This is a genomic window from Phocaeicola fibrisolvens (assembly GCF_025567125.1).
GTDB lineage: Bacteria > Bacteroidota > Bacteroidia > Bacteroidales > Bacteroidaceae > Phocaeicola > Phocaeicola fibrisolvens.
In genome coordinates, this window is record NZ_JAOQJI010000005.1 from 85739 (window position 1) to 107127 (window position 21389).

The 21389-nt window shown below is 37.8% G+C and carries 31 protein-coding genes, 3 tRNA genes and 2 pseudogenes; 21 read left to right on the forward strand and 15 right to left on the reverse strand.

Annotated features, from left to right (window positions below; translation table 11 throughout):
• Positions 1-2 precede the first annotated feature (2 nt).
• The 3 genes from rny to OCV81_RS03470 form a co-directional block, all read right to left on the reverse strand.
• Positions 3-1538: a ribonuclease Y gene (gene rny, locus OCV81_RS03460; RefSeq protein ID WP_022354184.1), complete on the reverse strand. Its 1536-nt coding sequence runs from the start codon at positions 1536-1538 to the stop codon at positions 3-5.
• Positions 1539-1640: 102 nt separating this feature from the next.
• Positions 1641-1946 carry a cell division protein ZapA gene (locus OCV81_RS03465; RefSeq protein WP_148328399.1) on the reverse strand — a complete coding sequence of 102 codons (306 nt, stop codon included), beginning with the start codon at positions 1944-1946 and terminating at the stop codon, positions 1641-1643.
• Between the two features lie 27 nt (positions 1947-1973).
• Positions 1974-2267: a V-type ATPase 116kDa subunit family protein gene (locus OCV81_RS03470; RefSeq protein ID WP_148328401.1), complete on the reverse strand. Its 294-nt coding sequence runs from the start codon at positions 2265-2267 to the stop codon at positions 1974-1976.
• A 209-nt stretch (positions 2268-2476) separates the two neighbouring features.
• Between OCV81_RS03470 and queD the strand changes: the two genes are divergently transcribed.
• Together queD and OCV81_RS03480 are read left to right on the forward strand one after the other, a co-directional pair.
• A complete protein-coding gene (gene queD, locus OCV81_RS03475) occupies positions 2477-2809 on the forward strand; it encodes a 6-carboxytetrahydropterin synthase QueD (protein ID WP_148328403.1) in 333 nt (110 codons plus the stop codon).
• Positions 2796-3341 (forward strand): 7-carboxy-7-deazaguanine synthase QueE, encoded by a 546-nt coding sequence (locus tag OCV81_RS03480; RefSeq protein ID WP_148328405.1) that lies wholly within the window; start codon positions 2796-2798, stop codon positions 3339-3341. The genes queD and OCV81_RS03480 overlap by 14 nt, the downstream gene beginning before the upstream one ends.
• A gap of 269 nt (positions 3342-3610) precedes the next feature.
• On the opposite strand, the gene OCV81_RS03485 is transcribed toward OCV81_RS03480, so the two are convergent.
• The 11 genes from OCV81_RS03485 to OCV81_RS03535 form a co-directional block, all read right to left on the reverse strand.
• Entirely contained in the window at positions 3611-4285 is a 675-nt protein-coding gene (locus OCV81_RS03485; RefSeq protein ID WP_148328407.1) for a hypothetical protein, read from the reverse strand.
• Positions 4286-4288: 3 nt separating this feature from the next.
• Positions 4289-4633, reverse strand: a complete 345-nt coding sequence (locus OCV81_RS03490) for a hypothetical protein (protein ID WP_148328409.1) — start codon at positions 4631-4633, stop codon at positions 4289-4291.
• Positions 4602-5957, reverse strand: a complete 1356-nt coding sequence (locus OCV81_RS03495; protein ID WP_148328411.1) for a hypothetical protein — start codon at positions 5955-5957, stop codon at positions 4602-4604. The genes OCV81_RS03490 and OCV81_RS03495 overlap by 32 nt, the downstream gene beginning before the upstream one ends.
• A 252-nt stretch (positions 5958-6209) precedes the next feature.
• Positions 6210-6344 (reverse strand): hypothetical protein, encoded by a 135-nt coding sequence (locus OCV81_RS03500; protein WP_262640043.1) that lies wholly within the window; start codon positions 6342-6344, stop codon positions 6210-6212.
• Positions 6345-6371: 27 nt separating this feature from the next.
• The gene (locus tag OCV81_RS03505) at positions 6372-6872 is read right to left on the reverse strand and encodes a hypothetical protein (RefSeq protein WP_148328413.1); all 501 of its coding nucleotides are present in this window, start codon (positions 6870-6872) and stop codon (positions 6372-6374) included.
• 70 nt (positions 6873-6942) lie between these two features.
• On the reverse strand, positions 6943-7302 hold the full coding sequence (locus OCV81_RS03510; RefSeq protein WP_148328415.1) for a hypothetical protein: 360 nt from the start codon (positions 7300-7302) through the stop codon (positions 6943-6945).
• Positions 7303-7371: 69 nt separating this feature from the next.
• On the reverse strand, positions 7372-8490 hold the full coding sequence (locus OCV81_RS03515; protein ID WP_148328417.1) for a hypothetical protein: 1119 nt from the start codon (positions 8488-8490) through the stop codon (positions 7372-7374).
• Between the two features lie 3 nt (positions 8491-8493).
• The gene (locus tag OCV81_RS03520; protein WP_148328419.1) at positions 8494-9027 is read right to left on the reverse strand and encodes a hypothetical protein; all 534 of its coding nucleotides are present in this window, start codon (positions 9025-9027) and stop codon (positions 8494-8496) included.
• 232 nt (positions 9028-9259) lie between these two features.
• A complete protein-coding gene (locus OCV81_RS03525) occupies positions 9260-9706 on the reverse strand; it encodes a hypothetical protein (protein ID WP_148328421.1) in 447 nt (148 codons plus the stop codon).
• A 4-nt stretch (positions 9707-9710) separates the two neighbouring features.
• Positions 9711-10541 (reverse strand): exonuclease/endonuclease/phosphatase family protein, encoded by an 831-nt coding sequence (locus OCV81_RS03530; RefSeq protein ID WP_148328423.1) that lies wholly within the window; start codon positions 10539-10541, stop codon positions 9711-9713.
• Between the two features lies 1 nt (position 10542).
• A complete protein-coding gene (locus OCV81_RS03535; protein ID WP_148328425.1) occupies positions 10543-10929 on the reverse strand; it encodes a helix-turn-helix domain-containing protein in 387 nt (128 codons plus the stop codon).
• Positions 10930-11066: 137 nt separating this feature from the next.
• On the opposite strand from OCV81_RS03535, the gene OCV81_RS03540 reads away from it, so the two are divergent.
• The 3 genes from OCV81_RS03540 (at position 11067) to OCV81_RS03550 (ending at position 11873) form a co-directional block, all read left to right on the forward strand.
• Positions 11067-11321, forward strand: coding sequence for a hypothetical protein (locus OCV81_RS03540; protein ID WP_148328427.1), 255 nt, complete (start codon positions 11067-11069; stop codon positions 11319-11321).
• A gap of 29 nt (positions 11322-11350) precedes the next feature.
• Complete coding sequence (locus tag OCV81_RS03545; RefSeq protein ID WP_148328430.1) at positions 11351-11596, forward strand: hypothetical protein; 246 nt, start codon at positions 11351-11353, stop codon at positions 11594-11596.
• A gap of 178 nt (positions 11597-11774) precedes the next feature.
• Positions 11775-11873, forward strand: a tRNA-OTHER gene (locus OCV81_RS03550).
• A gap of 230 nt (positions 11874-12103) precedes the next feature.
• Here the strand turns inward: OCV81_RS03550 and OCV81_RS03555 are convergent.
• Positions 12104-12652: a hypothetical protein gene (locus tag OCV81_RS03555; RefSeq protein WP_148328431.1), complete on the reverse strand. Its 549-nt coding sequence runs from the start codon at positions 12650-12652 to the stop codon at positions 12104-12106.
• An 84-nt stretch (positions 12653-12736) separates the two neighbouring features.
• Here OCV81_RS03555 and OCV81_RS03560 point away from each other — a divergent pair.
• The 16 genes and pseudogenes from OCV81_RS03560 (at position 12737) to OCV81_RS03630 (ending at position 21380) form a co-directional block, all read left to right on the forward strand.
• A tRNA-OTHER gene (locus OCV81_RS03560) sits at positions 12737-12823 on the forward strand.
• Between the two features lie 171 nt (positions 12824-12994).
• Positions 12995-13210, forward strand: a complete 216-nt coding sequence (locus OCV81_RS03565) for a hypothetical protein (RefSeq protein ID WP_148328433.1) — start codon at positions 12995-12997, stop codon at positions 13208-13210.
• Between the two features lie 26 nt (positions 13211-13236).
• Positions 13237-13506: a hypothetical protein gene (locus tag OCV81_RS03570; RefSeq protein WP_239472725.1), complete on the forward strand. Its 270-nt coding sequence runs from the start codon at positions 13237-13239 to the stop codon at positions 13504-13506.
• An 83-nt stretch (positions 13507-13589) separates the two neighbouring features.
• Positions 13590-13693, forward strand: a tRNA-OTHER gene (locus tag OCV81_RS03575).
• A gap of 177 nt (positions 13694-13870) precedes the next feature.
• The gene (locus OCV81_RS03580; protein ID WP_148328435.1) at positions 13871-14293 is read left to right on the forward strand and encodes a zinc-finger-containing protein; all 423 of its coding nucleotides are present in this window, start codon (positions 13871-13873) and stop codon (positions 14291-14293) included.
• 91 nt (positions 14294-14384) lie between these two features.
• The gene (locus OCV81_RS03585) at positions 14385-15188 is read left to right on the forward strand and encodes a Rad52/Rad22 family DNA repair protein (RefSeq protein ID WP_262640051.1); all 804 of its coding nucleotides are present in this window, start codon (positions 14385-14387) and stop codon (positions 15186-15188) included.
• Entirely contained in the window at positions 15185-16108 is a 924-nt protein-coding gene (locus OCV81_RS03590) for a PD-(D/E)XK nuclease family protein (protein ID WP_148328436.1), read from the forward strand. Before OCV81_RS03585 ends, OCV81_RS03590 begins: the two co-directional genes overlap by 4 nt.
• Entirely contained in the window at positions 16101-16508 is a 408-nt protein-coding gene (locus tag OCV81_RS03595; protein ID WP_148328437.1) for a single-stranded DNA-binding protein, read from the forward strand. The genes OCV81_RS03590 and OCV81_RS03595 overlap by 8 nt, the downstream gene beginning before the upstream one ends.
• A 2-nt stretch (positions 16509-16510) precedes the next feature.
• Positions 16511-16966, forward strand: a complete 456-nt coding sequence (locus tag OCV81_RS03600) for a hypothetical protein (protein WP_148328438.1) — start codon at positions 16511-16513, stop codon at positions 16964-16966.
• Position 16967: 1 nt separating this feature from the next.
• Positions 16968-17570 (forward strand): hypothetical protein, encoded by a 603-nt coding sequence (locus OCV81_RS03605; protein WP_148328439.1) that lies wholly within the window; start codon positions 16968-16970, stop codon positions 17568-17570.
• Positions 17571-17741: 171 nt separating this feature from the next.
• Positions 17742-17900 carry an HNH endonuclease gene (locus OCV81_RS03610; RefSeq protein WP_262640072.1) on the forward strand — a complete coding sequence of 53 codons (159 nt, stop codon included), beginning with the start codon at positions 17742-17744 and terminating at the stop codon, positions 17898-17900.
• Positions 17897-18118, forward strand: a complete 222-nt coding sequence (locus tag OCV81_RS03615) for a Hint domain-containing homing endonuclease (protein ID WP_148328443.1) — start codon at positions 17897-17899, stop codon at positions 18116-18118. The genes OCV81_RS03610 and OCV81_RS03615 overlap by 4 nt, the downstream gene beginning before the upstream one ends.
• Before the next feature lie 517 nt (positions 18119-18635).
• Positions 18636-18854 (forward strand): annotated as a pseudogene (locus OCV81_RS17805) (LAGLIDADG family homing endonuclease); the annotation flags it as partial.
• 186 nt (positions 18855-19040) lie between these two features.
• A pseudogene (locus OCV81_RS03620) lies at positions 19041-20093 on the forward strand (DEAD/DEAH box helicase); the annotation flags it as partial.
• Between the two features lie 3 nt (positions 20094-20096).
• Entirely contained in the window at positions 20097-20450 is a 354-nt protein-coding gene (locus OCV81_RS03625; RefSeq protein WP_148328445.1) for a RusA family crossover junction endodeoxyribonuclease, read from the forward strand.
• A gap of 15 nt (positions 20451-20465) precedes the next feature.
• Complete coding sequence (locus tag OCV81_RS03630) at positions 20466-21380, forward strand: DUF4373 domain-containing protein (RefSeq protein ID WP_262640057.1); 915 nt, start codon at positions 20466-20468, stop codon at positions 21378-21380.
• Positions 21381-21389 lie beyond the last annotated feature (9 nt).

Sequence of the window (21389 nt, forward strand, 5' to 3'; positions counted from 1 at the left end):
TTTTATTTTGCGAAGCTGACAGCGCGGGTTTCACGAATAACCGTGATTTTTACTTGTCCCGGGTAGGTCATTTCGTCTTGAATCTTCTTGGCGATTTCGGTTGACAGGCTTTCCGTCTGTTTGTCGTCAATCTTGTCTGCACCTACAATGACACGGAGTTCGCGTCCGGCTTGGATGGCGTAGGTTTTGGTAACACCAGGATATGACATCGCAAGTTGTTCGAGGTCATTCAGACGTTTGATGTAAGCTTCTACAATTTCACGGCGTGCTCCCGGACGTGCTCCAGAGATGGCATCGCAGACTTGTACGATAGGAGCCAATAGACTGGTCATTTCCACTTCGTCGTGATGAGCACCGATGGCATTGCAGATATCTGCCTTTTCTTTGTATTTCTCTGCTAGTTTCATACCCAATAGAGCGTGCGGCAATTCAGGTTCTTCATCAGGAACTTTTCCGATATCGTGTAACAAGCCGGCTCGTTTTGCCTTTTTCGGATTCAATCCTAATTCAGAAGCCATTACGGCACATAGATTGGCTGTTTCACGAGCGTGCTGTAACAAGTTCTGTCCGTATGAAGAACGGTATTTCATCTTACCAATGATACGAATAAGTTCCGGATGCAGTCCATGGATACCCAAATCGATAGTGGTACGTTTACCCGTTTCAATGATTTCGTCTTCTACCTGCTTACGTACTTTGGCTACCACTTCTTCAATGCGGGCCGGATGAATACGACCGTCGGTTACCAGTTGATGCAAGGCCAGGCGAGCAATTTCACGGCGAACAGGGTCGAAAGCAGAAAGTACAATTGCCTCCGGAGTATCGTCTACTACGATTTCTACGCCTGTGGCAGCTTCTAATGCCCGGATATTACGTCCTTCACGTCCGATAATGCGTCCTTTAATTTCGTCTGATTCAATATGGAATACGGTGACAGAATTTTCAATGGCTGTTTCTGTAGCTACTCTTTGGATAGACTGGATGACGATTCGTTTCGCTTCACGGTTGGCCGTAAGCTTGGCGTCGTCCATAATATCATTAATGTAAGACTGTGCCTGGGTTTTAGCTTCTTCCTTTAAGGATTCTACCAGACGTTCTTTAGCTTCTTCCGCAGACAATCCTGAAATGGTTTCCAGTTTTTCTCTTTCCTGTGATTGAAGCGTATCCAGTTCTTCTTTTTTCTTTTCAATGATTACAAGTTGGGCGTCCAGATTTTCTTTGATGGCCTCTGTTTCGTTGCGTTTACGCTGAAGCTCTTCGTTCTTTTGGTTCAGCACCATTTCCCGTTGCTTCAATTTGTTTTCCGCCTGTTGGATTTTCTGGTTTCGGAGAGCGACTTCCTTTTCCAGGTCTGCCTTTTTGTTTAGAAACTTTTCTTTTACTTCCAGAAGTTTGTTTTTCTTGATTACCTCAGCCTCTGTTTCGGCTTCTTTGATAATGGTGTCATATTTCGTCTTCAAGCCATACTTAAAGAATCCATACGACAATGCACCTCCAACCAGGAAGGCCACAATCGCTAGTATTACTGTCGTCAACATTATAATTAGTTTAAATATATAAATAAAAAACGCATAAACTTCTCTGCGGGAAATCCCATCAGATAAAGCTTATGCGTGAATGTTTTCTCTTTATGTATCTGTCTATAAACCTTTGTTCCGGCTGTCTCGTATATATCTTTCAATATCTTCGTTCAGCTCCTTTAGCTTTTCTTGATAAGGTAAGGTGTCATTCCTTTCCTTCATGGAAAAATTTTCATAAGCTAAGTCAAGTGCTACCATTTTCCAGTGTTGTATGCTACTGAATTCAGGAAATGCACTTCGGTATTTATTTAGTTTATAATTAATCTGTTTGGCAGCTTCCCGATAACCTTCCTCTTCTGATGGAAGTATGGATACTGGATATCGTTCGTTGTCAATGAGTAGATTAAATCTCTTTTTTTCGTCCATAAAAGTATATACTTTACCGTCGTAGTCTTATTCATTCAGCAAAGCGATGCATTTATCGACTTCACGCACAAGTTTCGCCAGTCGTTGTTTCGTATCGCGGAGGTCGTTGTCGTTGATACTGAGAATACGGGCGTTTTTCAAATTGATATACTTGGTTTCCAATTCTTTCCGGCTATGCTCCAGTTGGGCCAGTTCTTCGTTTCTTTGGCTGATTTCTTTTTTTAAGGAGAGATTTTCTTTTTCCAGTTCCTCGTAAAGATACAGTAATTGTCTCAGTCTGCCCTCGAAAGTATTTAACAGCTTTTTGTCCTCTTCTGTCATCCGTATATCAAAAAATATACACAAATATACAGTATTGGTTGGAAAATCAAAAATATTTGTTGTGGATTTTATTAAAAATTGTGAGATTGTGGGCGGGTGAAATCTTTTGTGTATGGATTTTTTCTGTCTGATAATTCTTTTTACCTTTGTGGTTGCATTGAGGTGACATTAGATGCGTTTTTTTTTAATGTTTTAAAAATCAAATCATTATGTATACTGTTATAAAACGGATGGAAATTTCGGCCTCTCATCGTTTGCAGCTTTCTTATGAAAGTAAGTGTGAGAACCTGCATGGGCATAATTGGATTGTCACTGTGTATTGTCAGGCTGAGGAATTGAATGAGGACGGAATGGTAGTCGATTTTACGCACATTAAAGAAGTAGTAAAAGGGCAACTTGATCATAAAAATCTGAATGACGTGTTGCCTTGTAATCCTACGGCCGAGAATATAGCCAAATGGATTTGCGACCGTGTTCCTCATTGTGTGAAGGTAGAAGTGTGTGAATCTGAGGGGAATAGGGTGGTTTATGAAAAAGATTAATGAAATATTCTACAGTCTTCAAGGGGAGGGCTTTTATGTAGGTACACCGGCTGTGTTTGTTCGTTTCTCAGGTTGTAATCTGAAGTGTGACTTTTGCGATACGCGTCATGAGAAAGGTACTTTCTTGTCGGACGAGGAGATAGTGGAAGAGGTTTGCCGTTATCCTTGTCGGATGGTAATCCTTACGGGAGGGGAACCTGGGTTATGGATAGATGAACCTTTGATAGAAGCATTGCATCGTGCGGGTAAATACGTATGTGTGGAGACCAATGGGACTTGTGTACTTCCTTCTTCGGTTGACTGGGTTACTTGTTCACCGAAAAAAAGTGGAAGTTTGCATGTGGCACGGATAGATGAAGTAAAGGTGGTATTTGTGGGACAGGATGTGGAGCCTTATTTGCAGTTGAAGGCTTCCGCTTATTTTTTACAACCATGTTCGGGGAAAAATACCACTGAAGTTGTGGAATACATCAAACAACATCCTGTATGGAGGTTAAGTTTGCAAACACATAAGTTGATAGATATTCCTTGATTGTTTTTATACAAAATGTAAGAATATGCATTCAGACGTGTTGGTGTTTTTTAACAACTTTCACGCCTGAATTTGTTAATAAACATATTTGTTCTTGAGAGAATGTGTGTACAGACAATAAAAAAGATACTCCCGCTAATCACTATTAGCAGGAGTATCACAACACAAAAACTAAACTAGACTTAATTTTGTGAATGTGATACTTCATGCTGATAGTCAATTAATTATAGATGTTGACTTTTATACGACTGGAATGAAAGTGGAATATATTATCTTCTTTTCCGTTTGAATATCCTTTTATACCACTTTTCTTTTTCTTCTTTTATCCCATCATATAGGAGGCTTATTAGTGAGGCTCTATTTTCATATATTCTCTTTTTTATTTGAGATATATCTGCATTTGAATAGTTGTCAATTTGATTTGAACATAAATCCTGTAAATCGTTTATTATTCTATTTATATTTGTAGCAAGAGATTTATCGTATGATTGTATAATCGTAACAAAATTGTCAAGAAAATCATTTCTTAAATCTCTAAGTGCTCTATTAGCTCTTGCCTTTTGTCTTGGTATAAATCTGCCGTCATTAATTCTTTTCAACGAATTAATATTGTTATTAATTCGTTGATGTATTTGATTATAGAATGTATCAATATTGTTGAGATTGGGTTGTATTATTACAGACATGTACCAACTCTTTTTTGTCTCTTTTTTTCTATCTCTGTTGTTTATATAATTTTGTCTTATGAATATGGCTATAGTTAATATTATTGCTAATGTTGAAATTACATTTGCATAAAAATCAGTACTTATAATCTTTTCAAGCCTTTCTAGTTCATCTTCTCTTTTGTCGTAGTATAAGCTATCTAAAGGTTGGTATGCAAAGATGAAAGATTGGTTCATTAACGAATCATTCTTGAAATGAATATACGGTAAATTATCCATAAACTATTTTCTATTGTTATATTCTATTACAGCTTGTCTTTCATTGTCTGCAATATCTTCTTTTAGACATTTTATGACTTCTGGGTCTTCATCTTCAAAAGTAATTTTATACTTTTCATGAAAATTGTCTATACCTCCAAGATTACATATACTTTCATAGAATAATCCTAAGAAGAATGATGGGTTGAATGATGTTGTTCCTTCAGGTACTGATATTTCATATTCTTCTCTATCTTTATCACATTGGTTAAGTTTTAATTCTTCTCTTACTTGATACCCTTGTTTTCTACCTGTGAACATAGTGCTATTTGGTCCTCTATGCGCTTGGGTTAACCTTATTGTTTTCATTCCCTTTATTTTTTAAAGTCTTACTAAAATATTTTTTGTTTAGATATATCTTAACTTCAAGGAATGTACCTGGAAAATATTCCTGCATGTGTCTAAGGTAATTCTCTTCAGGTAATAAAGATATATCTTTTTCCTTATTTAGCGATAAGAAGTAGTTATTGTTCTCTTCATATGGTTCTACTTCATTATCACAACGTACACAAGTCTTTCCTGATATAATGTTTAAATGAGGTTTGTAGTCTGGATTTTCTTTTCCAAATGACCCCAGTGTTATAAATGCCCTGATGAAATTCATAGTCCCGTGTCCTCGACTCTCATCCTCGTATTTTAAACGGCTTACTCCGTCTTGTAGACTATATAATGTATATAAATCATCTTTATTTAGTTTGGATCCTACTTTCTCTTTCAATTCTGAATGCTTATTATACCATTTCTTTATATTTGTCATCATTTCTTTGTTTTTCTTTTCATTATTAATGATACCTTCTGAAATAGAAAATCCAAAATTTAATATTCCTAAGTTAAGTTCTATTATAGGTTCTCCATCAATAATATTTTTAAAAGAAACGCCGTCAACATACCATTCATTATGTGTACTATGATCTTCTGCATTATTAAAAATTTCGGATAAGAGTTTGTCTATTTTGTGAATACCACTAGCATTTAGGATTGCGTTTGATTGCACCAGTGATTCATTTATAAATTCTCTGACTATAGTACAAACAGCTCCTTTTTTGTTCTCTTTGTATGAGGTCTTGCTTGCCAAGTTTGTTTGTAGTCCTAAATATAGGAAACCTTCTTCAGGTTTAACATCCTCTACTTCTTTCTTTCCTATATTGTCTACTAACTTTAGAGCGAATAAAGACCTGTTTACTTTATTGCATTTTGATTTTTTGTATTTAATCTCTTTATCTGTAGGATTATAAAATCTATCGTTATATCGTACTTTTGTCTCAATTAGTTCTCTTACTATAATCTTTAACAACATTGCATTTGTAATATCAATTCTTTCACATATATTAAAATCTGCAATGGTAGTTTTATCTGTTAACAGATAGGATGACATTAGGCATTTAAAGAATGTTATACAGTCATCGCTATTCTCTTCAAAAGAGAATATTTTGGGAACAATTACTCTATCTGAAATATAGTCTTTATTTATAAAACCTTTTTTTCGGAAAAAAGATAAAAGATTGGTTTGTACTTTTATGTTGATACGTGGAAAAACTCCGGCCAATGCTTTTTTTCTTGGTTTTTGATTCCTTTTTTTAAGTTTATATCTACGTTTGTAAACTTTTAATTCTAAAATTCTTTCTTTTTTCATTTTTATTTTGTGTTTATTGATTGTTTGAATTGTCGTGCTTAAAGTATTGATTTACAGAGTAAGTTGATAATTGTGATGTTATGCTATACTTAATCTTGAGAATGCAATACTATCTATTTGAGAGTAATTATAAATGTTGACTATTATCCGATTGTTATATCCGAGAAGATGTGTGGTTTATTTTCTCGGTTTTGGGGGAGGTGGAACGTTCACTGTCCCCGGAACTTCTGCATAATCTTTTCCCATACTCATTTATTTTTTAGGTTTTGGAGGAGGTGGTACATTCACAGCCTTTGGCATTGAATTTTGATATCTATCTCCTGGAATCTTTGTCGTTGCAATATTCACTTCTGGAGGATATGCAACTTTTTTAATTGATTTTTCCATCTTATTTGTGCTTATAATGTTGTTATTTTATTTTTCGTAATATACACGGTTAATGTATTCTTTAGCTTGTTCATCTATCTTACGTTGAAATCTTGTAGAGATATTACGTACGAGCCTGTTCATCTGTGACATCTTGTCGCATTCCGTTTCTTTTAGCTTGAAGAATTCATCCATAGCCTGTTTTTCGTCGATGATGTCATGGTCGAACCGGTACCAGATGTTTTCAAGCGAGTTCATGTATTTGTTGTAGAAGTCTGCAAGAACATCTAGCGATGACAGTTCACTTTCACCTTGTACGAAGTTTGGAAGTACAGACTTTATAATAGATACGAATCCTATCAGCATAGAAGCGAAGAACGGCACTTTGTCATTCAGTAGAGTACCTAATGCACCTGCAGAGGCTGTGATGGCAACAAAGCCATTATATGCCCTGTTGTATCCTCTTCGTTTATCTGTATATTTTTGTATGCAGATAATGTTTGCCTTTGCCTGTTTCAATTCTTCCCAGATTCTATTTCTGCATATCATGTTATTCAGGTGATTCTACTTTGTCAATGATGAATGAACAATTATAAGAATAGATGCTATGTAAAGGCTATTACTTTTCCGTTTCCAATGCTTTGTTCAGTTCTTCTTCAGATACTTCTTTTTTCAATAGCCAGTGGTATACGTTTTGATTTCCCATTGTGACTGCGTAAGCTTGTACAAATTCCCATCCTTGTTTTCCGAAGTAGTTCATTGCATCCACCATAGAATTGAATTCTATATTCTTTCCGTTTTCGTCTTTCATGTATGATATGCCTTTCCAGAAAGAGGTTTCCTGTCCATAGTCAACTTGTACCTTAACTTTGTTGCTAAGAAGTTTTGAGGTTCCTACAAGTTCACAATAGATGTAGTTATTGGCATAAAGGCTGATTGATAACACAGCCACAAATAACGTTAATAAAAGTCTTTTCATGTTTTCAATATATTTTTTGTCATAAACGGTATGTTCTTGTTTATGATTAAGTGTAAATATTTATGATATTCATAGACTTTCTATAATTTCAAGTATATTTTTTGAAGATTCTTTCCGGTATCTTACTTTTACTTCGCTTTCCCAGTAGTTTCGTACTATATCGGAAAGTCCGTCTGGAACACTCAGTGTGACACTTGAATCTACAGAAGAAATCTTTACACTATTACCTATCGCATTTGCAGCTGTAAGCACACCTGTAATCTCTTTTGTAGATATTTTTTTCTTTTTTCCTTTCTCATCTAAAGAAGACTCCAATTCACTCATTATCGTATCTGATATGCTTTTTTTGTCTCTTTGTATAGGAACAGGATTAATATGTCCATTATTGAAGGTTGTAATACCGAACATTGATACTTCTTTTCCGTCAGGAGCAAGTTCTTTCGTCAATCCAATAAAATTGCTTCTGTAAGATTCGTCAGGTATATTCATTTTCAATGCTTCCATATCATTGTTATTGATATGTTGTATATTTGTTGTAATATCTTCGATTACATTCTCAAGGCTGCTAAATCCGGGAATGGTTGAATCGAAATCCTTTGTAAACCGAACAGTAAATGCAAGGCTTCCAGCCCTTGGGACAGATATATAAGCTTCGCAATAGTTCTTAAGTTCTTTTGAAACTTTTCCTTTTTTTCTGAATGGCTTTCCTGATTTCCGTTCTATGGTTCTTTCCGTGAGTTTTACAAAGTTGATGATTCTTCCGATAACGTCTTCACTTCTTGCCATTCCGTAGTTCACTCCCTTCCCGTTAATCACAAGCTGTATATCACCTTCCTGAAAATCTACTCCTTTTATCTCCATGTGACGTTTGAAGTTTACCATTTCAAGGAGATCTCTCATTTCTTCGGCAATTTCGTGTGGAGGTTCACCAAGAAGACCGTATGAAATCATTCTTTCGGCTTCTCTATAGTTTTTTGCATTGTATGCAAGACTCGCAGCGCTTCTGATAAGGATAGAGGTGGTAGGTTCGCCTAAATTATTTTCACGAGCGAACATCGCAGCTTCTTTTTCTTTTTCGAAGGCTTCAGCATAAAGCCTAATAGCTCCTTCTGCGTCTTTCATTGCTTTGAGCATATCGGCGTGGTCAGCAATTTCCATTGCTATGTTGTGGTGTTCCCTTATGTTCATAAGTCATCGCTTTTTTGCAAATTTAGCAAATGGAGAGCTAAATTCAACAATTGATATATATGCAGGTAACTGCGTAGAGTCTGATTGGTTCGTTTGTTTAATCTTTTTTTTGAATCTTGTTTCAAGAGGCTTTTCTCCTCCTGTAAATATTCCGGAGACCTCCAGTCTGGCCGACTTTTTAAATGGTATGTCATCATCATGGCCTAGCCAGTAGTCGACCCCTGTTCCTTTCCTAGAACGTTCTATGATTGTATAGTCTGTTTCATGTATGGCCAACATTGCAGAGATACATACGGCACCGTGTTCTGTGGTGTATTCCTGATCTTTATATGTCCTATCAATCTGGTCATCAAAATAATCTTCCCAGAGGATTTCATATTCTTTTTCGTTATCGCCTTTCAAAGGCATTATGACATTTTGAGGATGTCCTGACCTATGAAGGCAAACCATACATGCTTCATATAATTGACCGGCAGCAATTTTTGTTATACCAGGTAGACCTTCTTTTATTTTTCTAATATCTAATTCTTCTGGCATTATATAGTAGTTTTTACTTGTTTAATATAATAAATCACACACACATACACACAAATGTAGTTAAATTTTTTTATGTTTGATTTTGATTTAACTGAGAATTACATTGTTGGCCGTATTTTTTTACATGGTCAACGATTTTTTACCCTATCTTACGTTGGTTATTTGCTATTATTAGTTCCGCTTCCAGTTCCTTGATTCTTCTCTGCAGGTTGTTGATTGTGTCCTGCCATTTTTATTTATTTGGCTCAGTAACTTTGATTGAGGCTTGAACCATAAGGTTATTTATAACTTTAGTCATATTAGGACTTGGAATGATTTCTTCCAATTTACTCTTTAAATCATCTTCACTATCGACTTCATATTCTTCGCCATTTATGTAGTCATTCAGTATCAATGGGTAGAACTCTAGTGCAGAGAACACAATCTTCATGATTTGTAATCTATAATTCAACTTAGGAACTGTAGCATTAAACGTACACTCCCATATATTGGGATTTTTGGTTATCGGAGAGACTTGACTTATTATATAGATTGACACTGTAGAAAGTGTCTTTGTTGTAATTTCACCGACAACAAGTCCATTAGTTGCCTCAGTCAGGTTTTGTGCTTGAGCTTCCATAATTGTATTTGGTGCTACTGCTGTTGGGGCAGATACTTTCCATAAATTCTTCATTTCCATAATCTCATATTTTTAAGTTAAACTTTATTGGTAAATGGTCTGAATATTGCTTGTCGATTACAAAATTAGATGTTACAAGCTGTTTCTGATTAATACGTGTTATAATATCCAGCAGAGAATCGTCAAAAAAGTCTATCAGTTCCGGCCTTATCAGTACCTGGTCGTATATATGCCAGTAGAAATTGATTGATTTAGATGAATTGTAATACATCGTTCCAGACACCTTTCCTTTTCCTGTATCTCCAAGGAATCCCCACATCGGATTGTATAGGAATTCATATTCGTTACCTCTTACGGTAGCTTTTCCGTTATTGTTGATGACAGATTTATCCATCACAGAATGCAATCCCCTTGCTTTTATCATTCCCTTGTCAAAGGGATTCATGTTAAAATCACCGCAGATGATAGTTCTTTGATGTCCTACTTGCTGTTCCACTTCCTCGATGAATTCAGCCACTTCCGTAGAATATTCAGAGAGTTCATCATCCGTCATATTTATTTTGCTTGGCAAGTGGCAAGTTATCAGCGTGATATTCTTATTAAGTAAAGTACTGAAAAGTTGTTTTGCGCTTAATCTGTTCCTGTCATTAGAATTACTGATGAAAGATATGTCAAAACGGGTAAAGATTTTAACCTTGTCAGTCGGTGAATTTGAAGGTACGTATTGATATTTATACAAAGAAGGTTCTTCGTTGATTGCTTTCAACAACTCTTCTTCCATGCATTCAGGATATTCTGCAAGCATAAGAATGTCTACATCTTCCGTTATTGCGAGTTCTTTTATTGTTGGGAAGATGTCCTTATTTTTATGTATGTTCCAGAATATGAAATTCATTTTATCCGATTAATTTGTTATTCTTGAATATTGTCAGTTCTACTTCAAGGCGTTTGTTTATTGTTTCCAGTTCCTTGATTTTTCTTTGAAGGTTGTTGATTGTGTCCTGCTGGAAGGCTATTGTGTCAATCAGCTTGCTTAATCTGTCGTTTTCGTTTGAAGATGTTGGCTGTTCTGATGTCAGCAGCATTTCTCCATTACCGCGAAGAAGCCATTCTGCTGAAATGTTCTCAAATGTGATAAGTATGCTATTGATTGTTTGTAGACTTATCTCTCTGACACCGTTAATCTGATTACTGAATGTATTCTGCTTAATTCCGCATTTAATAGCAAAAGCCCTGTCAGATAGTCCGTAGTGGTTAATTATTTTTTTTATCCGTTCAATCATATTCTACATAAATGTTAAATAATCCTATATGAGATAATAATTATACCTCTATGTTTGCAAATTATCTCAAATGAGATTACCTTTGCAATACAAACATACACACATACAAAAATAGAAATTAAAACGAATAATTGAAAATGAAAACTGATGAATTTTTCTACGAAAATGAAGCTGAAAGTCTTAAAGCTGACATCGAAAAAGCTAAGTCTATGACAGAAGAAGAGATGCAATCTTACTTCAATACAGACGATAGCAAGGAAGAATTTATCAGCATGCTTGAAGATGAACTCAAAGTTGCTGAAAGCCACATTGTTGAAAATGATGATGATTTCGGCATCGTTGACCCCGGCTTTGCAAATGAAGCCGATTACTTGAGATACAAATTTGCGTAATAAAAACCTCACTAAAAGTCAAAACCATTATGGAAATTAAACCAACCAAGTATCAGCCAGGACAGAAAGTCTGGACACTTATAGGAATGAAGGCTGAAGAGAAAACAATCAAGGGTATCAGCATCAGTGTTGACTCCGATGGAGTACAGAAGAACTACTATCACATGTTGGTTCCAAAAGAAAAGGAATGCTCCAGTGAAGCATTTGCATCCTATTCCGAGAAAGAACTATTTAGTTCAAAGGAAGAGATGAGAATGAGTGTTTTCGGTGATTGACAAATCACATCCCGGTGTGGCCTGACCGCCACACCGGGAACAATAGAGAAGAGTTCCTTGACATCTTTTGGCTGACGGACATACTGGTATGGTATAGTAATTCACCGTGGATAACGGGCGGTCCGACAGAGTGTAGAATTGTAGCAATTCGGTCTGCGTATGCAGGCTTTATGATATAGCTGGAGTAGCTTAACGGTAGAGCACAACATGGGTTATAAAAAATAGAGATGCAATAATGAATATCGTTGATGAAAGGGTTCGACTCCCTTCTCCAGCCCTAATTCAAATTAGTTTGTTATGGTTATAGATAATTCGATAGAAACTGCCGAGTCATTGAAAAATCTATTTGCAATGCTTTATTTTGTGGCAGCATGGGCATTCGGCATGGTTTCTCCATGCCTTGTTTATGAAATATGGAAATCGTGTAAGGAAGAGCGACCTTTTGATTTTAACGGAGCCAATTATTGGTGTCCTATTGCGATTGTGATGTTGGTCATTTGTTCTGTATTATGTATGATTTCTTTTTTCTTTATGATTGCTGAGCATCTTTTGAGATTCGTTAATTGCTTGGATTAAGAAATTTTCTGTAGTCTCTTCAAATTTCGTGAATGCTTCCTCGTATTTATTGATTTTATCGGGGTATGGCAAATCCTTGCTGTATATTATGTCCCTGAGTTCATCATAAAGCAGTGAGGAACTTTGTACGAGTGAATCATATTTTTCATAAAGTTCTTTATCAAGGTAGAAATGCAATTTCAGGTTCTTGTTTTTCATGTCAATAAGAGGCTCATAAGCTATCTTATTCAATTCAAGGATGTCTGTTTGCTCATTGAGGATGTCAATCAGGTTGATGTTTCTCATTGCTGCCTTGTATGAAAGAAAAGAGTCGAGGAATTCTGATATGGAATTGACGGAGTTTGAGTAGAAGGTTTTGAATTTTAGTTCTTTTTTTCTGATACTCAACTTGTAAAGTTCTCTGATAAAAAAGAATATAATTCCTACTAGTAATGATAAGGAATCTAAGTGGTTAAGAAGAAGTTCGATAAAATGTTTCATAAATCTTAATTTTTGAATTTCCAACACAAAATTAAGAAATCCCTCCGGAGAAATTCCATGATTATAAAATTCCGGAGGGAACATTCCGAGGTTGTTTAATGGCAGAACGGCACCAGTCTGAGGGCATAAGGATTTTTGGTGCAGGTGGCGGTTCGAATCCGTCTCTCGGAACTTAAACTTATTAGTTATGAAAGTATTTAGTCGTATATGGATGCTGATGGTAGCTATATGTGCTGTTGGCATGTTGTATGGAGCAATCACAATACCAAGTCCGGTGCAGGGTATATGGATATGCTCCTGTATAATCATTGTAATTGCATCGGTATATGCTTGTGTTATAATATGGAAAGAAAGGTAGAAGTTATGGGCAAAAGACCTATTGTATCGACATTACGATCCATGAAAATAGATGAAGAGGTTATTTTTGGTATTCATCAGAGAATTTCTCTTATGGGTACAATAGCCAATAGGTTGGATGTTGAACGTGCTTCAGGTATGTCATGGAAATGCAAGACAGACCGTGAAGCCGGAATTGTAACGGTTAAACGTGTTAGCTGATGGTGTTCGAATTAAATGGGAAGTTTATGACTACAATATTGTCAGATAATACAGCAGGAATGATTCTTGAGAACATACTTCTTGCAATGGAAGGAATAAAGTTCAGCAAGTCTCAGGCATCAGGAATAGTCGGTTCCGAGAACCGGTTGGAAAAGCTTGTTGAGAGCGGTAAGATACGTGCTGAGAAGAAGGCAGATTGTCAGAACGGAAAATGGTTCTGCAATGGTGCTGATGTGTTAAGGTACTGTTCGTACAAGAAGAGACATAAAAAAAGGAACAAGTCTAAAAGCCTGTGAAAGTGGTTATTTTCTACATAAATGTTTACGTTTTAATTTCTTGGTGTACGGACTGGCTTGTGAAAGTCGTCCGTACACACACTGGGCAATTAGTTTAATGGTAGAATATCGACAGTTTCCATGTATTATTGTTTCTTTAAATTGTCTTGCTTTGTCGAAGGTACGGGTTCGAATCCCGTATTGCCCGCAACCCTTTATAAGTTATCCGTTACAAATCCGAAAGTAGGGCGAAGATAGCGCAGGTTTTATCCGCACGGCATCGGTTAGCCGTTGACTCTATCTGAAAGGTAACGCGAAATCGGAAAGGATTGATTGTGTGATGTGCCCCGGAGAATATGCTTCGGGGCTTTTAATAGATAATTTTATGGATGAAATACTTGCTGGTAAGATTTGCCCATACTGTGGTAAACCTACCGAATTTGTTGACAGCTCCGTAATATACGGACGTTCGTACGGTATGATTTATATATGCCGTGATTGCAGGGCTTATGTAGGAGTTCATAAAGGAACAGACCAGGCATTAGGCCGTTTGGCAAATGCAGAACTAAGAGAGGCCAAGAAAGAAGCTCACTTCTATTTTGACCAGATAGCTAAGACAGACCTTATAAATAAGATTTGGAAGAAACATATCCCAAATACATCAAACAGGAATAAGGCTTACCTGTGGTTATCCATTCAATTAGGGATACCACACGAAATCTGTCACATAGGTATGTTCGATGTGAAGGATTGCAAACGTGTTGTTGAGTTGTGTAGACCTATCTGTGATACAAATGTTAAGGCGTAAAAATGGCGAAGTTTCTGTTTGCAAAACTTGACCATCTGAACTACCTTTACTGATGTAATGAACTAAAAGTCAAACCATTAATACTTTAATTATGGCTGAAAGAAAAGCTAAAACAGAAGTTCCTGAAAAAGATAATCAGGAAGAAAAACAGGAAGAAAAAGAAGTGCAACAGACACTTTCTGAAAAGGTTGGTAACATAAGAACCTTGAAAGCGAACGAGATTGAATGTCGAATCGGTACAATCAATGAGAAAGGATGTACATTGTTGCTGTACAAGGATGCCCGTGTGGATATGAGGCTGCTTGATGAGGTGTTCGGCCCCATGAACTGGAAGAGAGACCACGAAGTAGTGAACGGAAATCTGTTCTGCACCATATCCATTTATGATGAACGTAAAAAGGAATGGGTGAGTAAACAGGATGTCGGTACGGAATCTAATACCGAGAAGGAGAAAGGACAGGCTTCGGATGCTTTCAAACGTGCCGGATTCAACTGGGGGATTGGTCGAGAACTTTACTCGGCACCTTTTATTTGGGTGAAACTTGAGCCAAGCGAAATCAGTAAGAGCACTTCGGGTAGATGTTCTACTTATACTAAGTTCTCTGTAAGCGAGATTGAGTATGACGAGAACAGAGAGGTTAGTAAATGTATCATTGTGGACCACAATGGTGCTATAAGATACCAGTTCCCAAAGCCAAAGGAACAGAAATCTGAGCAGCCTCAACAAAATTCAAGCGTATTTTCCGGTAAACAGCTTCAGGAAGCGATTGATAAAGTAAGGGCATGTAAGAGTAGATCTGATATTAATGCTGTGTGGAAAAAATATACTGCAATGCAAAACAACCTTGAGTTCAAGAACGAGATTCAGAACATGTGTAAAAAATATCCCAAATGATAGAATTAGTTAAGTCAAGTGTGGTTTTCAATGAAGAGAACCACACCTATTTCCTGGGCGACAAGCAGCTTTCAGGAATTACAGGAATGATTAAGAGACAGTTGTTCCCTGATAAGTATAGAGATGTTCCTAAGTTTGTGCTGGAAAAGGCTGCTGAGAGGGGCACAAAGGTCCATCATGATTGCCAGTTCGCAGATGTAACGGGATTTGAGCCAGAAAGCAATGAGGCACTTAATTACTTAATGATACGTACTGGTGCTGGTTATACAGCTCTTGATAATGAATACACAGTCTCTGATGAAGAGCACTTCGCTTCAAATATTGATTGTGTCTGGGAGAAGGATGGAACTATAGCACTTGCCGACATCAAGACAACGTATAAGCCGGATATTGAATACCTCGAATGGCAGTTGTCAATATATGCGTACCTGTTCGAAAAGCAGAATCCTGAGCTGAAGGTTTCTAAACTGTACGGTGTATGGCTTTACAATGAAAAGTCAGAGCTTATTCCACTTGTCCGGAAATCTGACGTGGAGGTCAAAAGGCTGTTGCAGTGTGAGATTGAGGGAACACGTTACCTTGATACTGAAACTGCACTTGAACACAAGCAGGATGAAGTACAGCTATTGCCAAAGGACGTGATAAACAAATATCTTGAAGCTGTAGCGGAAGTTGAGAGAATACAGCCGTTCATTGACGGTTTCAAGGATTCGTTGAAACGCGCAATGGTTGAACACGATGTCAAGTCGTGGGACACAGGTGTATTGAAAGCTACCATAACACCTGCAGGAATCAAAAAATCTTTCGACACTAAGAGGTTTCAATCTGAGCATCCCGAGTTGTATAAACAGTACATCAAGGAGACTGAAACTGCTGCATCTATAAGAATCACATTAAGAAAGGAGGAAGAAAATGCTTAATAAGGTAATGCTGATAGGGCATCTTGGAAAGGACCCTGATGTAAGAACGCTTGATTCCGGAACAAAAGTCTGCCAGTTCACACTGGCAACGACGGAAAAGGGATACACGTTGCAGAATGGTACTCAGGTACCGGACAGGACAGAGTGGCACAATATTGTACTATGGAAGGGGCTTGCTGAGGTTGCAGGTAAATATCTTCACAAGGGAGACAAGGTTTTTATCGAAGGTAAAATCAGATCCAGAAGTTATGAGGATAACAGTAAGGTGAAGAGATATATCACAGAGATATTCGCAGATAACATGGAGATTCTTTCCACAACATCTAAGAGTGGTTCACAGAATAATGTTTTTGAAGCTCCATTACCATCAGAGACTCCAAGTGATGATTTACCGTTCTGATTATGGAAGCTACTATAATTAAGAAAGACGGTAAGGCCACCATGGACAAGGATTTCAACTTCATGCTAAGCCTTCTCCGTAATGGTGAATATACTCTTACCATCAAGAGAAAGACTAAGCCCAGGACGCTGGACCAGAACGCACTCATGTGGATGTGGTTCAGGTGCGTGGGTGGTGCCTTGCGTGAGTTCACCGGTGAAGCGTACTGGAGTACAAAGGAAGGTGTGGAAACGATACATGACCTGTATTGTAAGAAATTCCTTACAAAGATGGTTGTTACCCCTAAAGGTGAAACAACGGAACTCGCAAGAGGTACAAAAGGTCTTAGCACTATGGAGATGTCACATTTCCTGGATGCTGTCAAGACTGATATAATGACTGAATACGGTATACAGCTACCGTTACCTACAGACAAGTATTATTCGGCATTTGCAGCCGAGTACGAAAACAAATATTAATATGGCAATAATTAAAGATTACGAACCGGAAGAACTGAAGTTTGTTCTTCCGGAAGCAGTTCGGGAACAGTTTCCAATGGAACTGCAATTTGAGAACGCTGAGAGTGAGAAAGACATTCTGAAAGCAGTGAACGAACACTTCAATGCTTTGTTCCCTGAGAACGAGATGGCGCTTCGCTACATGGATGACGTGGAGAAATCGGACCTTCGTGGGAAATACTGCAAGCTTGTAGAGCAGGAGCTTCCTGAAGCTGAGAATGCTTTGCTGAACGCTAAGGAAGAGGCAAAACGTATCAAGACGGATGCTGAGGAAAGGTTGAATTCATTGAGCAAGCAGATTAAGGATTACGCTGCAAAAGTACAGGAAGGAACAGAGGAAAAGCAACTTCCGGCTACAAAGACTTTCCGCATAGCATTGAATGGATATTTCCTGTATTACTCAATTCTTAACGGAAAGGTCGTGCTGGCCAAATCTGAAAAGATTCCATCCTACGACAAATCATCATTGTGGGCACAGGAAGACAAGAACCGTGTGGCAATGATGGAGCTTTTCCAGCACCTGAGAGACCTTCTGATGAAGAGTTTGACAAGGAGCATGACATGATTCCGGACGATGAAGGTGAAGTGATGGGTGAAGATGATTTCAATCAAGCTGTAGGAGATGAGTAGATTGCAGCATAAGCGTGGCCGCAAGTCCAATTATGCACATTCTCTTAACAACCCATATTGGGAAAAGGTTGCAAGAGAGGTGAGGTTAAGGGATGGGCATAAGTGCATGATTTGCGGCGCACGCTATCCTTTGGAAGTGCATCACAAGACATATAAGATAAATGGCGTTTCAATTGTAGGAAAGGAACTTGAGCACCTTGATTGCCTTGTTACTCTATGTGCTTCCTGCCACGAAAAAGTTCATAAAGGAATAATCAGATTATGAAGTTTCAATTAAGAGATTACCAGCAGAATGCAAGTAACGCAGCAATTGCACATTACAAGCTGAAGAATGGAAAGAATTACCTGATGGTGTTGCCTACCGGCTGTCATGCAAAAGGAACTAAAATTCTTATGTATGACGGTTCTATGAAGAATGTTGAGGACATAAAGGTAGGAGATTGCCTTGTAGGAGATGACGGAAAAAAAACGTACTGTGCTTGAGCTTCATAGAGGTATTGACAAACTTTATGAGATTAAGCCAATAAAGGGTAAGACATTTATTGTAAACGGAGGTCATATACTGTCCCTTTACAAAACGAATGAAGGGAAGAATCATCCTTCTTGTATGTCAAGAATAGATGAAATATCAGTAGAAGAATACATCACGAAGAGTAATAATTATAAACATCTCCATAAACTGAGAAGAGTGAAATTCGTAGATTTTGGGAATGAGGAAATAAAGGTTTTTGAACCTTACTTTCTTGGATTGTATCTTGGTGACGGCACTTCGACAAATGGAATAAGCATTACGTCACAACGTAAGGAAGTTGAGGAATATTTGTACTCATTTGCAGCAAAGCATAATGTAAAGGTAAGGAAAGCGACAAAGCCTGACAACCTTGCGTCATCTTATTGCTTTTCTAATATTAGAGTGAGCAGGATGACCCCCAATCCTATAAAATTGGTTTTGGAAAGTCTTGGTCTATCAGGATTGACATCTGCTTTTAAGTTTATACCGATGGACTACAAGACAGCTTCCAAATCTGACAGATTAGAACTCCTTGCAGGGTTGCTTGATACAGATTCTTACTACGATAAGGATAGAAACATGTATGAATATTGCACTAAATCCGAAAGGCTTGCTGACGATATTGCATTCCTCTGTCGTTCGCTTGGTTTTTACTGCGGAGATAAATCAATTAAGATAGTAAACGGTGAAACATATTACCGAATGACGATAACAGGAGAGCTTGATATTATCCCGACAAAAGTTAAAATCAGGAAAGGGAAACCTCGCTTACAAAAGAAGAGTGTTCTTGTTACAGGATTTTCCGTTCATTACATAGGTAATGGTGAATATTACGGATTTACCATAGATGGAAACCATTTATATTGTGATGGTCAGTTTTTCATTCATCATAACAGTGGAAAAAGCCTCATCATAGCTGACATAGCAGCAAGGCTGAATGAACCGTTGCTGGTGTTCCAACCTAACAAGGAAATACTTGAGCAGAACTTCGCAAAGTTGCAGACATATGGAATCTTTGATGCCGGATGCTATTCAGCCTCTGTAAAAAGAAAGGATATAAACAGGATTACTTTTGCTACTATCGGTAGCGTATATAATCACATGGAAGATTTCAAGCATTTCAAGTATATATTAATAGATGAATGCCATTTGGTTAATCCGTCACAGGGAATGTATTCAGATTTCTTCGCTGCAGCAGAGAGGCGTATAATCGGACTTACTGCTACTCCATATAGATTGTGTAGTACGATGAACGGTTCGATGCTTAAATTTCTTACACGCACACGACCGAGAGTTTTCAGTGACGTAATCTATTATTGTCAGGTCAGTGAACTACTTGCAAGAGGTTTTCTTACCAAACTGAAATATTACGACCTGACAAAAATAGAACTTGTGAATGTCAGAAGAAATTCAACCGGTGCGGACTTCGATGACGCGAGTCTTTCAAAGGAATTTGAACGTGTGGACCTGTATGGATACCTGATAAGCATGGTAAGAAGGCTGCTGGCTCCTAAGAGTGGAATACCGAGACGTGGAATACTGGTGTTCACGAGGTTTGTAAAGGAGGCTGAAATGCTAACCCATGAGATACCTTGTAGCGCTGTGGTCAGCGGAACTACCCCTAAAAAGGAACGTGAACGGATTTTGGCAGACTTCAAGTCCGGAAAGATAAAGGTTGTTGCCAATTGCGGTGTACTCACTACAGGATTTGATTATCCGGAGCTGGATACAATCGTTCTTTGCCGGCCTACGATGTCACTTGCATTGTACTACCAGATGGTAGGTCGTGTTATACGGCCATATCCAGGGAAGGAAGGATGGGTCGTTGATTTGTGCGGAAATATAAAGACTTTCGGTAAGGTGGAGGACTTGAGGATTGAGCAGCCGGAGAGAGGAAAGTGGATGGTCAAGACGAACGGTAAACAATTAACCAATGTAATACTATAGCCTATGTATGTAATAAGAGGACAGATACCAAGTAAGAGTAACTGTTATAAGATAGTGAATGTAAATGGTCATGCAAAGCTGGCCAAACAGAAGGTTCTTACTGAATATGAAAAGAATTTCTATATTCAGTGTCCGGAACGTGGGAGGATGGTCAAAGGATATTTCAAGCTGAAAGCCAAGATATATTATTCAAGTAACCGTCCGGATCTGGACAATTCTCTTAAGATTCTTCTTGACTGCCTGCAACAGACCAAGACGATTGATAATGACAGATATTGTGTTCAAATAGACATTCAGAAATTCATCGACAAGAAGGAGCCACGGATTGAATATGAGGTAATGCCGATAGAGTTCTGAAAGTAGGAGGTACTTATGGCCAGACCAAACAAACAGGGGATTGATTATTTCCCATTTGATGTTGATTTTTTCTCAGACATAAAAATCAGGAAGATTGCAAGGGCATGCGGTTCACAGGCTACTTCCATACTAATCTGCCTGCTGTGTAATATCTACAAGGATAAAGGGTATTACATTTTGTGGGATGAAGATTTGCCTTTTGTTATTGCTGACACAGTTGGGGTTTCCGAGGGCGCTGTTAAGGAAGTTATATTGAAGGCTCTGCAAGTTGATTTTTTTGACCAGGACATATATAATAAGCATAACGTACTTACCTCGTTAGGTATTCAGAAGCGATTCAAGTCCGCGGTTTACAAGAGGGAAAAGATTGAGTACATTGAAGAATATATGGTTTCCGATGTAAGAAAAATAGTTTCTGACATCAAAAACCAAGTTTCTGACGTCAGAAGTACACAAAGTAAAGTAAAGAAAAGTAGAGTAAAGAAAAGTAAAGAAAATGATAAAGAAATATCTCCTGAAGGAGATACAAAGAAAGACGAGCTTTCTTTGAAGCCTCATCCGCAAATAGAACATGTTGATTTTGTCAAATTGCAGGAATACTTCAATACTACTTTCAACGGTAAATTGTCAGTGGTCATGAACATGACCGAAGCAAGGCGCAAGGCTGTCAAGGCAAGAATAGCCCAGTACGACAAGGAAACTGTATTCACCGTATTGAAGAAGGTGGCTGCCAGTCCATTTCTTTTAGGGTGTAACGACAGAAACTGGAAGTGCGATTTTGACTGGATTTTCAAGGCTGGAAACTTCACTAAGATTTTGGAGGGTAATTATGACGAAAAACGAAATAACAATACGGCAGGAGGCAGAAAGGAATCAGTTAGCCGTCTTAAAGGCCTCGCCGAAGCAATACTTACAGATTCTGAAACCTAAGAGTATCGA

What these genes read in the sequence shown, in the direction of transcription:
- rny (WP_022354184.1), bottom strand. Translation starts at nt 1,538, where the DNA reads ATGTTGACGACAGTAATACTAGCGATTGTGGCCTTCCTGGTTGGAGGT.
- OCV81_RS03465 (WP_148328399.1), bottom strand. Translation starts at nt 1,946, where the DNA reads ATGGACGAAAAAAAGAGATTTAATCTACTCATTGACAACGAACGATAT.
- OCV81_RS03470 (WP_148328401.1), bottom strand. Translation starts at nt 2,267, where the DNA reads ATGACAGAAGAGGACAAAAAGCTGTTAAATACTTTCGAGGGCAGACTG.
- queD (WP_148328403.1), top strand. Translation starts at nt 2,477, where the DNA reads ATGTATACTGTTATAAAACGGATGGAAATTTCGGCCTCTCATCGTTTG.
- OCV81_RS03480 (WP_148328405.1), top strand. Translation starts at nt 2,796, where the DNA reads ATGAAAAAGATTAATGAAATATTCTACAGTCTTCAAGGGGAGGGCTTT.
- OCV81_RS03485 (WP_148328407.1), bottom strand. Translation starts at nt 4,285, where the DNA reads ATGGATAATTTACCGTATATTCATTTCAAGAATGATTCGTTAATGAAC.
- OCV81_RS03490 (WP_148328409.1), bottom strand. Translation starts at nt 4,633, where the DNA reads ATGAAAACAATAAGGTTAACCCAAGCGCATAGAGGACCAAATAGCACT.
- OCV81_RS03495 (WP_148328411.1), bottom strand. Translation starts at nt 5,957, where the DNA reads ATGAAAAAAGAAAGAATTTTAGAATTAAAAGTTTACAAACGTAGATAT.
- OCV81_RS03500 (WP_262640043.1), bottom strand. Translation starts at nt 6,344, where the DNA reads ATGGAAAAATCAATTAAAAAAGTTGCATATCCTCCAGAAGTGAATATT.
- OCV81_RS03505 (WP_148328413.1), bottom strand. Translation starts at nt 6,872, where the DNA reads ATGATATGCAGAAATAGAATCTGGGAAGAATTGAAACAGGCAAAGGCA.
- OCV81_RS03510 (WP_148328415.1), bottom strand. Translation starts at nt 7,302, where the DNA reads ATGAAAAGACTTTTATTAACGTTATTTGTGGCTGTGTTATCAATCAGC.
- OCV81_RS03515 (WP_148328417.1), bottom strand. Translation starts at nt 8,490, where the DNA reads ATGAACATAAGGGAACACCACAACATAGCAATGGAAATTGCTGACCAC.
- OCV81_RS03520 (WP_148328419.1), bottom strand. Translation starts at nt 9,027, where the DNA reads ATGCCAGAAGAATTAGATATTAGAAAAATAAAAGAAGGTCTACCTGGT.
- OCV81_RS03525 (WP_148328421.1), bottom strand. Translation starts at nt 9,706, where the DNA reads ATGGAAATGAAGAATTTATGGAAAGTATCTGCCCCAACAGCAGTAGCA.
- OCV81_RS03530 (WP_148328423.1), bottom strand. Translation starts at nt 10,541, where the DNA reads ATGAATTTCATATTCTGGAACATACATAAAAATAAGGACATCTTCCCA.
- OCV81_RS03535 (WP_148328425.1), bottom strand. Translation starts at nt 10,929, where the DNA reads ATGATTGAACGGATAAAAAAAATAATTAACCACTACGGACTATCTGAC.
- OCV81_RS03540 (WP_148328427.1), top strand. Translation starts at nt 11,067, where the DNA reads ATGAAAACTGATGAATTTTTCTACGAAAATGAAGCTGAAAGTCTTAAA.
- OCV81_RS03545 (WP_148328430.1), top strand. Translation starts at nt 11,351, where the DNA reads ATGGAAATTAAACCAACCAAGTATCAGCCAGGACAGAAAGTCTGGACA.
- OCV81_RS03555 (WP_148328431.1), bottom strand. Translation starts at nt 12,652, where the DNA reads ATGAAACATTTTATCGAACTTCTTCTTAACCACTTAGATTCCTTATCA.
- OCV81_RS03565 (WP_148328433.1), top strand. Translation starts at nt 12,995, where the DNA reads ATGGAAAGAAAGGTAGAAGTTATGGGCAAAAGACCTATTGTATCGACA.
- OCV81_RS03570 (WP_239472725.1), top strand. Translation starts at nt 13,237, where the DNA reads ATGACTACAATATTGTCAGATAATACAGCAGGAATGATTCTTGAGAAC.
- OCV81_RS03580 (WP_148328435.1), top strand. Translation starts at nt 13,871, where the DNA reads ATGGATGAAATACTTGCTGGTAAGATTTGCCCATACTGTGGTAAACCT.
- OCV81_RS03585 (WP_262640051.1), top strand. Translation starts at nt 14,385, where the DNA reads ATGGCTGAAAGAAAAGCTAAAACAGAAGTTCCTGAAAAAGATAATCAG.
- OCV81_RS03590 (WP_148328436.1), top strand. Translation starts at nt 15,185, where the DNA reads ATGATAGAATTAGTTAAGTCAAGTGTGGTTTTCAATGAAGAGAACCAC.
- OCV81_RS03595 (WP_148328437.1), top strand. Translation starts at nt 16,101, where the DNA reads ATGCTTAATAAGGTAATGCTGATAGGGCATCTTGGAAAGGACCCTGAT.
- OCV81_RS03600 (WP_148328438.1), top strand. Translation starts at nt 16,511, where the DNA reads ATGGAAGCTACTATAATTAAGAAAGACGGTAAGGCCACCATGGACAAG.
- OCV81_RS03605 (WP_148328439.1), top strand. Translation starts at nt 16,968, where the DNA reads ATGGCAATAATTAAAGATTACGAACCGGAAGAACTGAAGTTTGTTCTT.
- OCV81_RS03610 (WP_262640072.1), top strand. Translation starts at nt 17,742, where the DNA reads ATGATTTGCGGCGCACGCTATCCTTTGGAAGTGCATCACAAGACATAT.
- OCV81_RS03615 (WP_148328443.1), top strand. Translation starts at nt 17,897, where the DNA reads ATGAAGTTTCAATTAAGAGATTACCAGCAGAATGCAAGTAACGCAGCA.
- OCV81_RS03625 (WP_148328445.1), top strand. Translation starts at nt 20,097, where the DNA reads ATGTATGTAATAAGAGGACAGATACCAAGTAAGAGTAACTGTTATAAG.
- OCV81_RS03630 (WP_262640057.1), top strand. Translation starts at nt 20,466, where the DNA reads ATGGCCAGACCAAACAAACAGGGGATTGATTATTTCCCATTTGATGTT.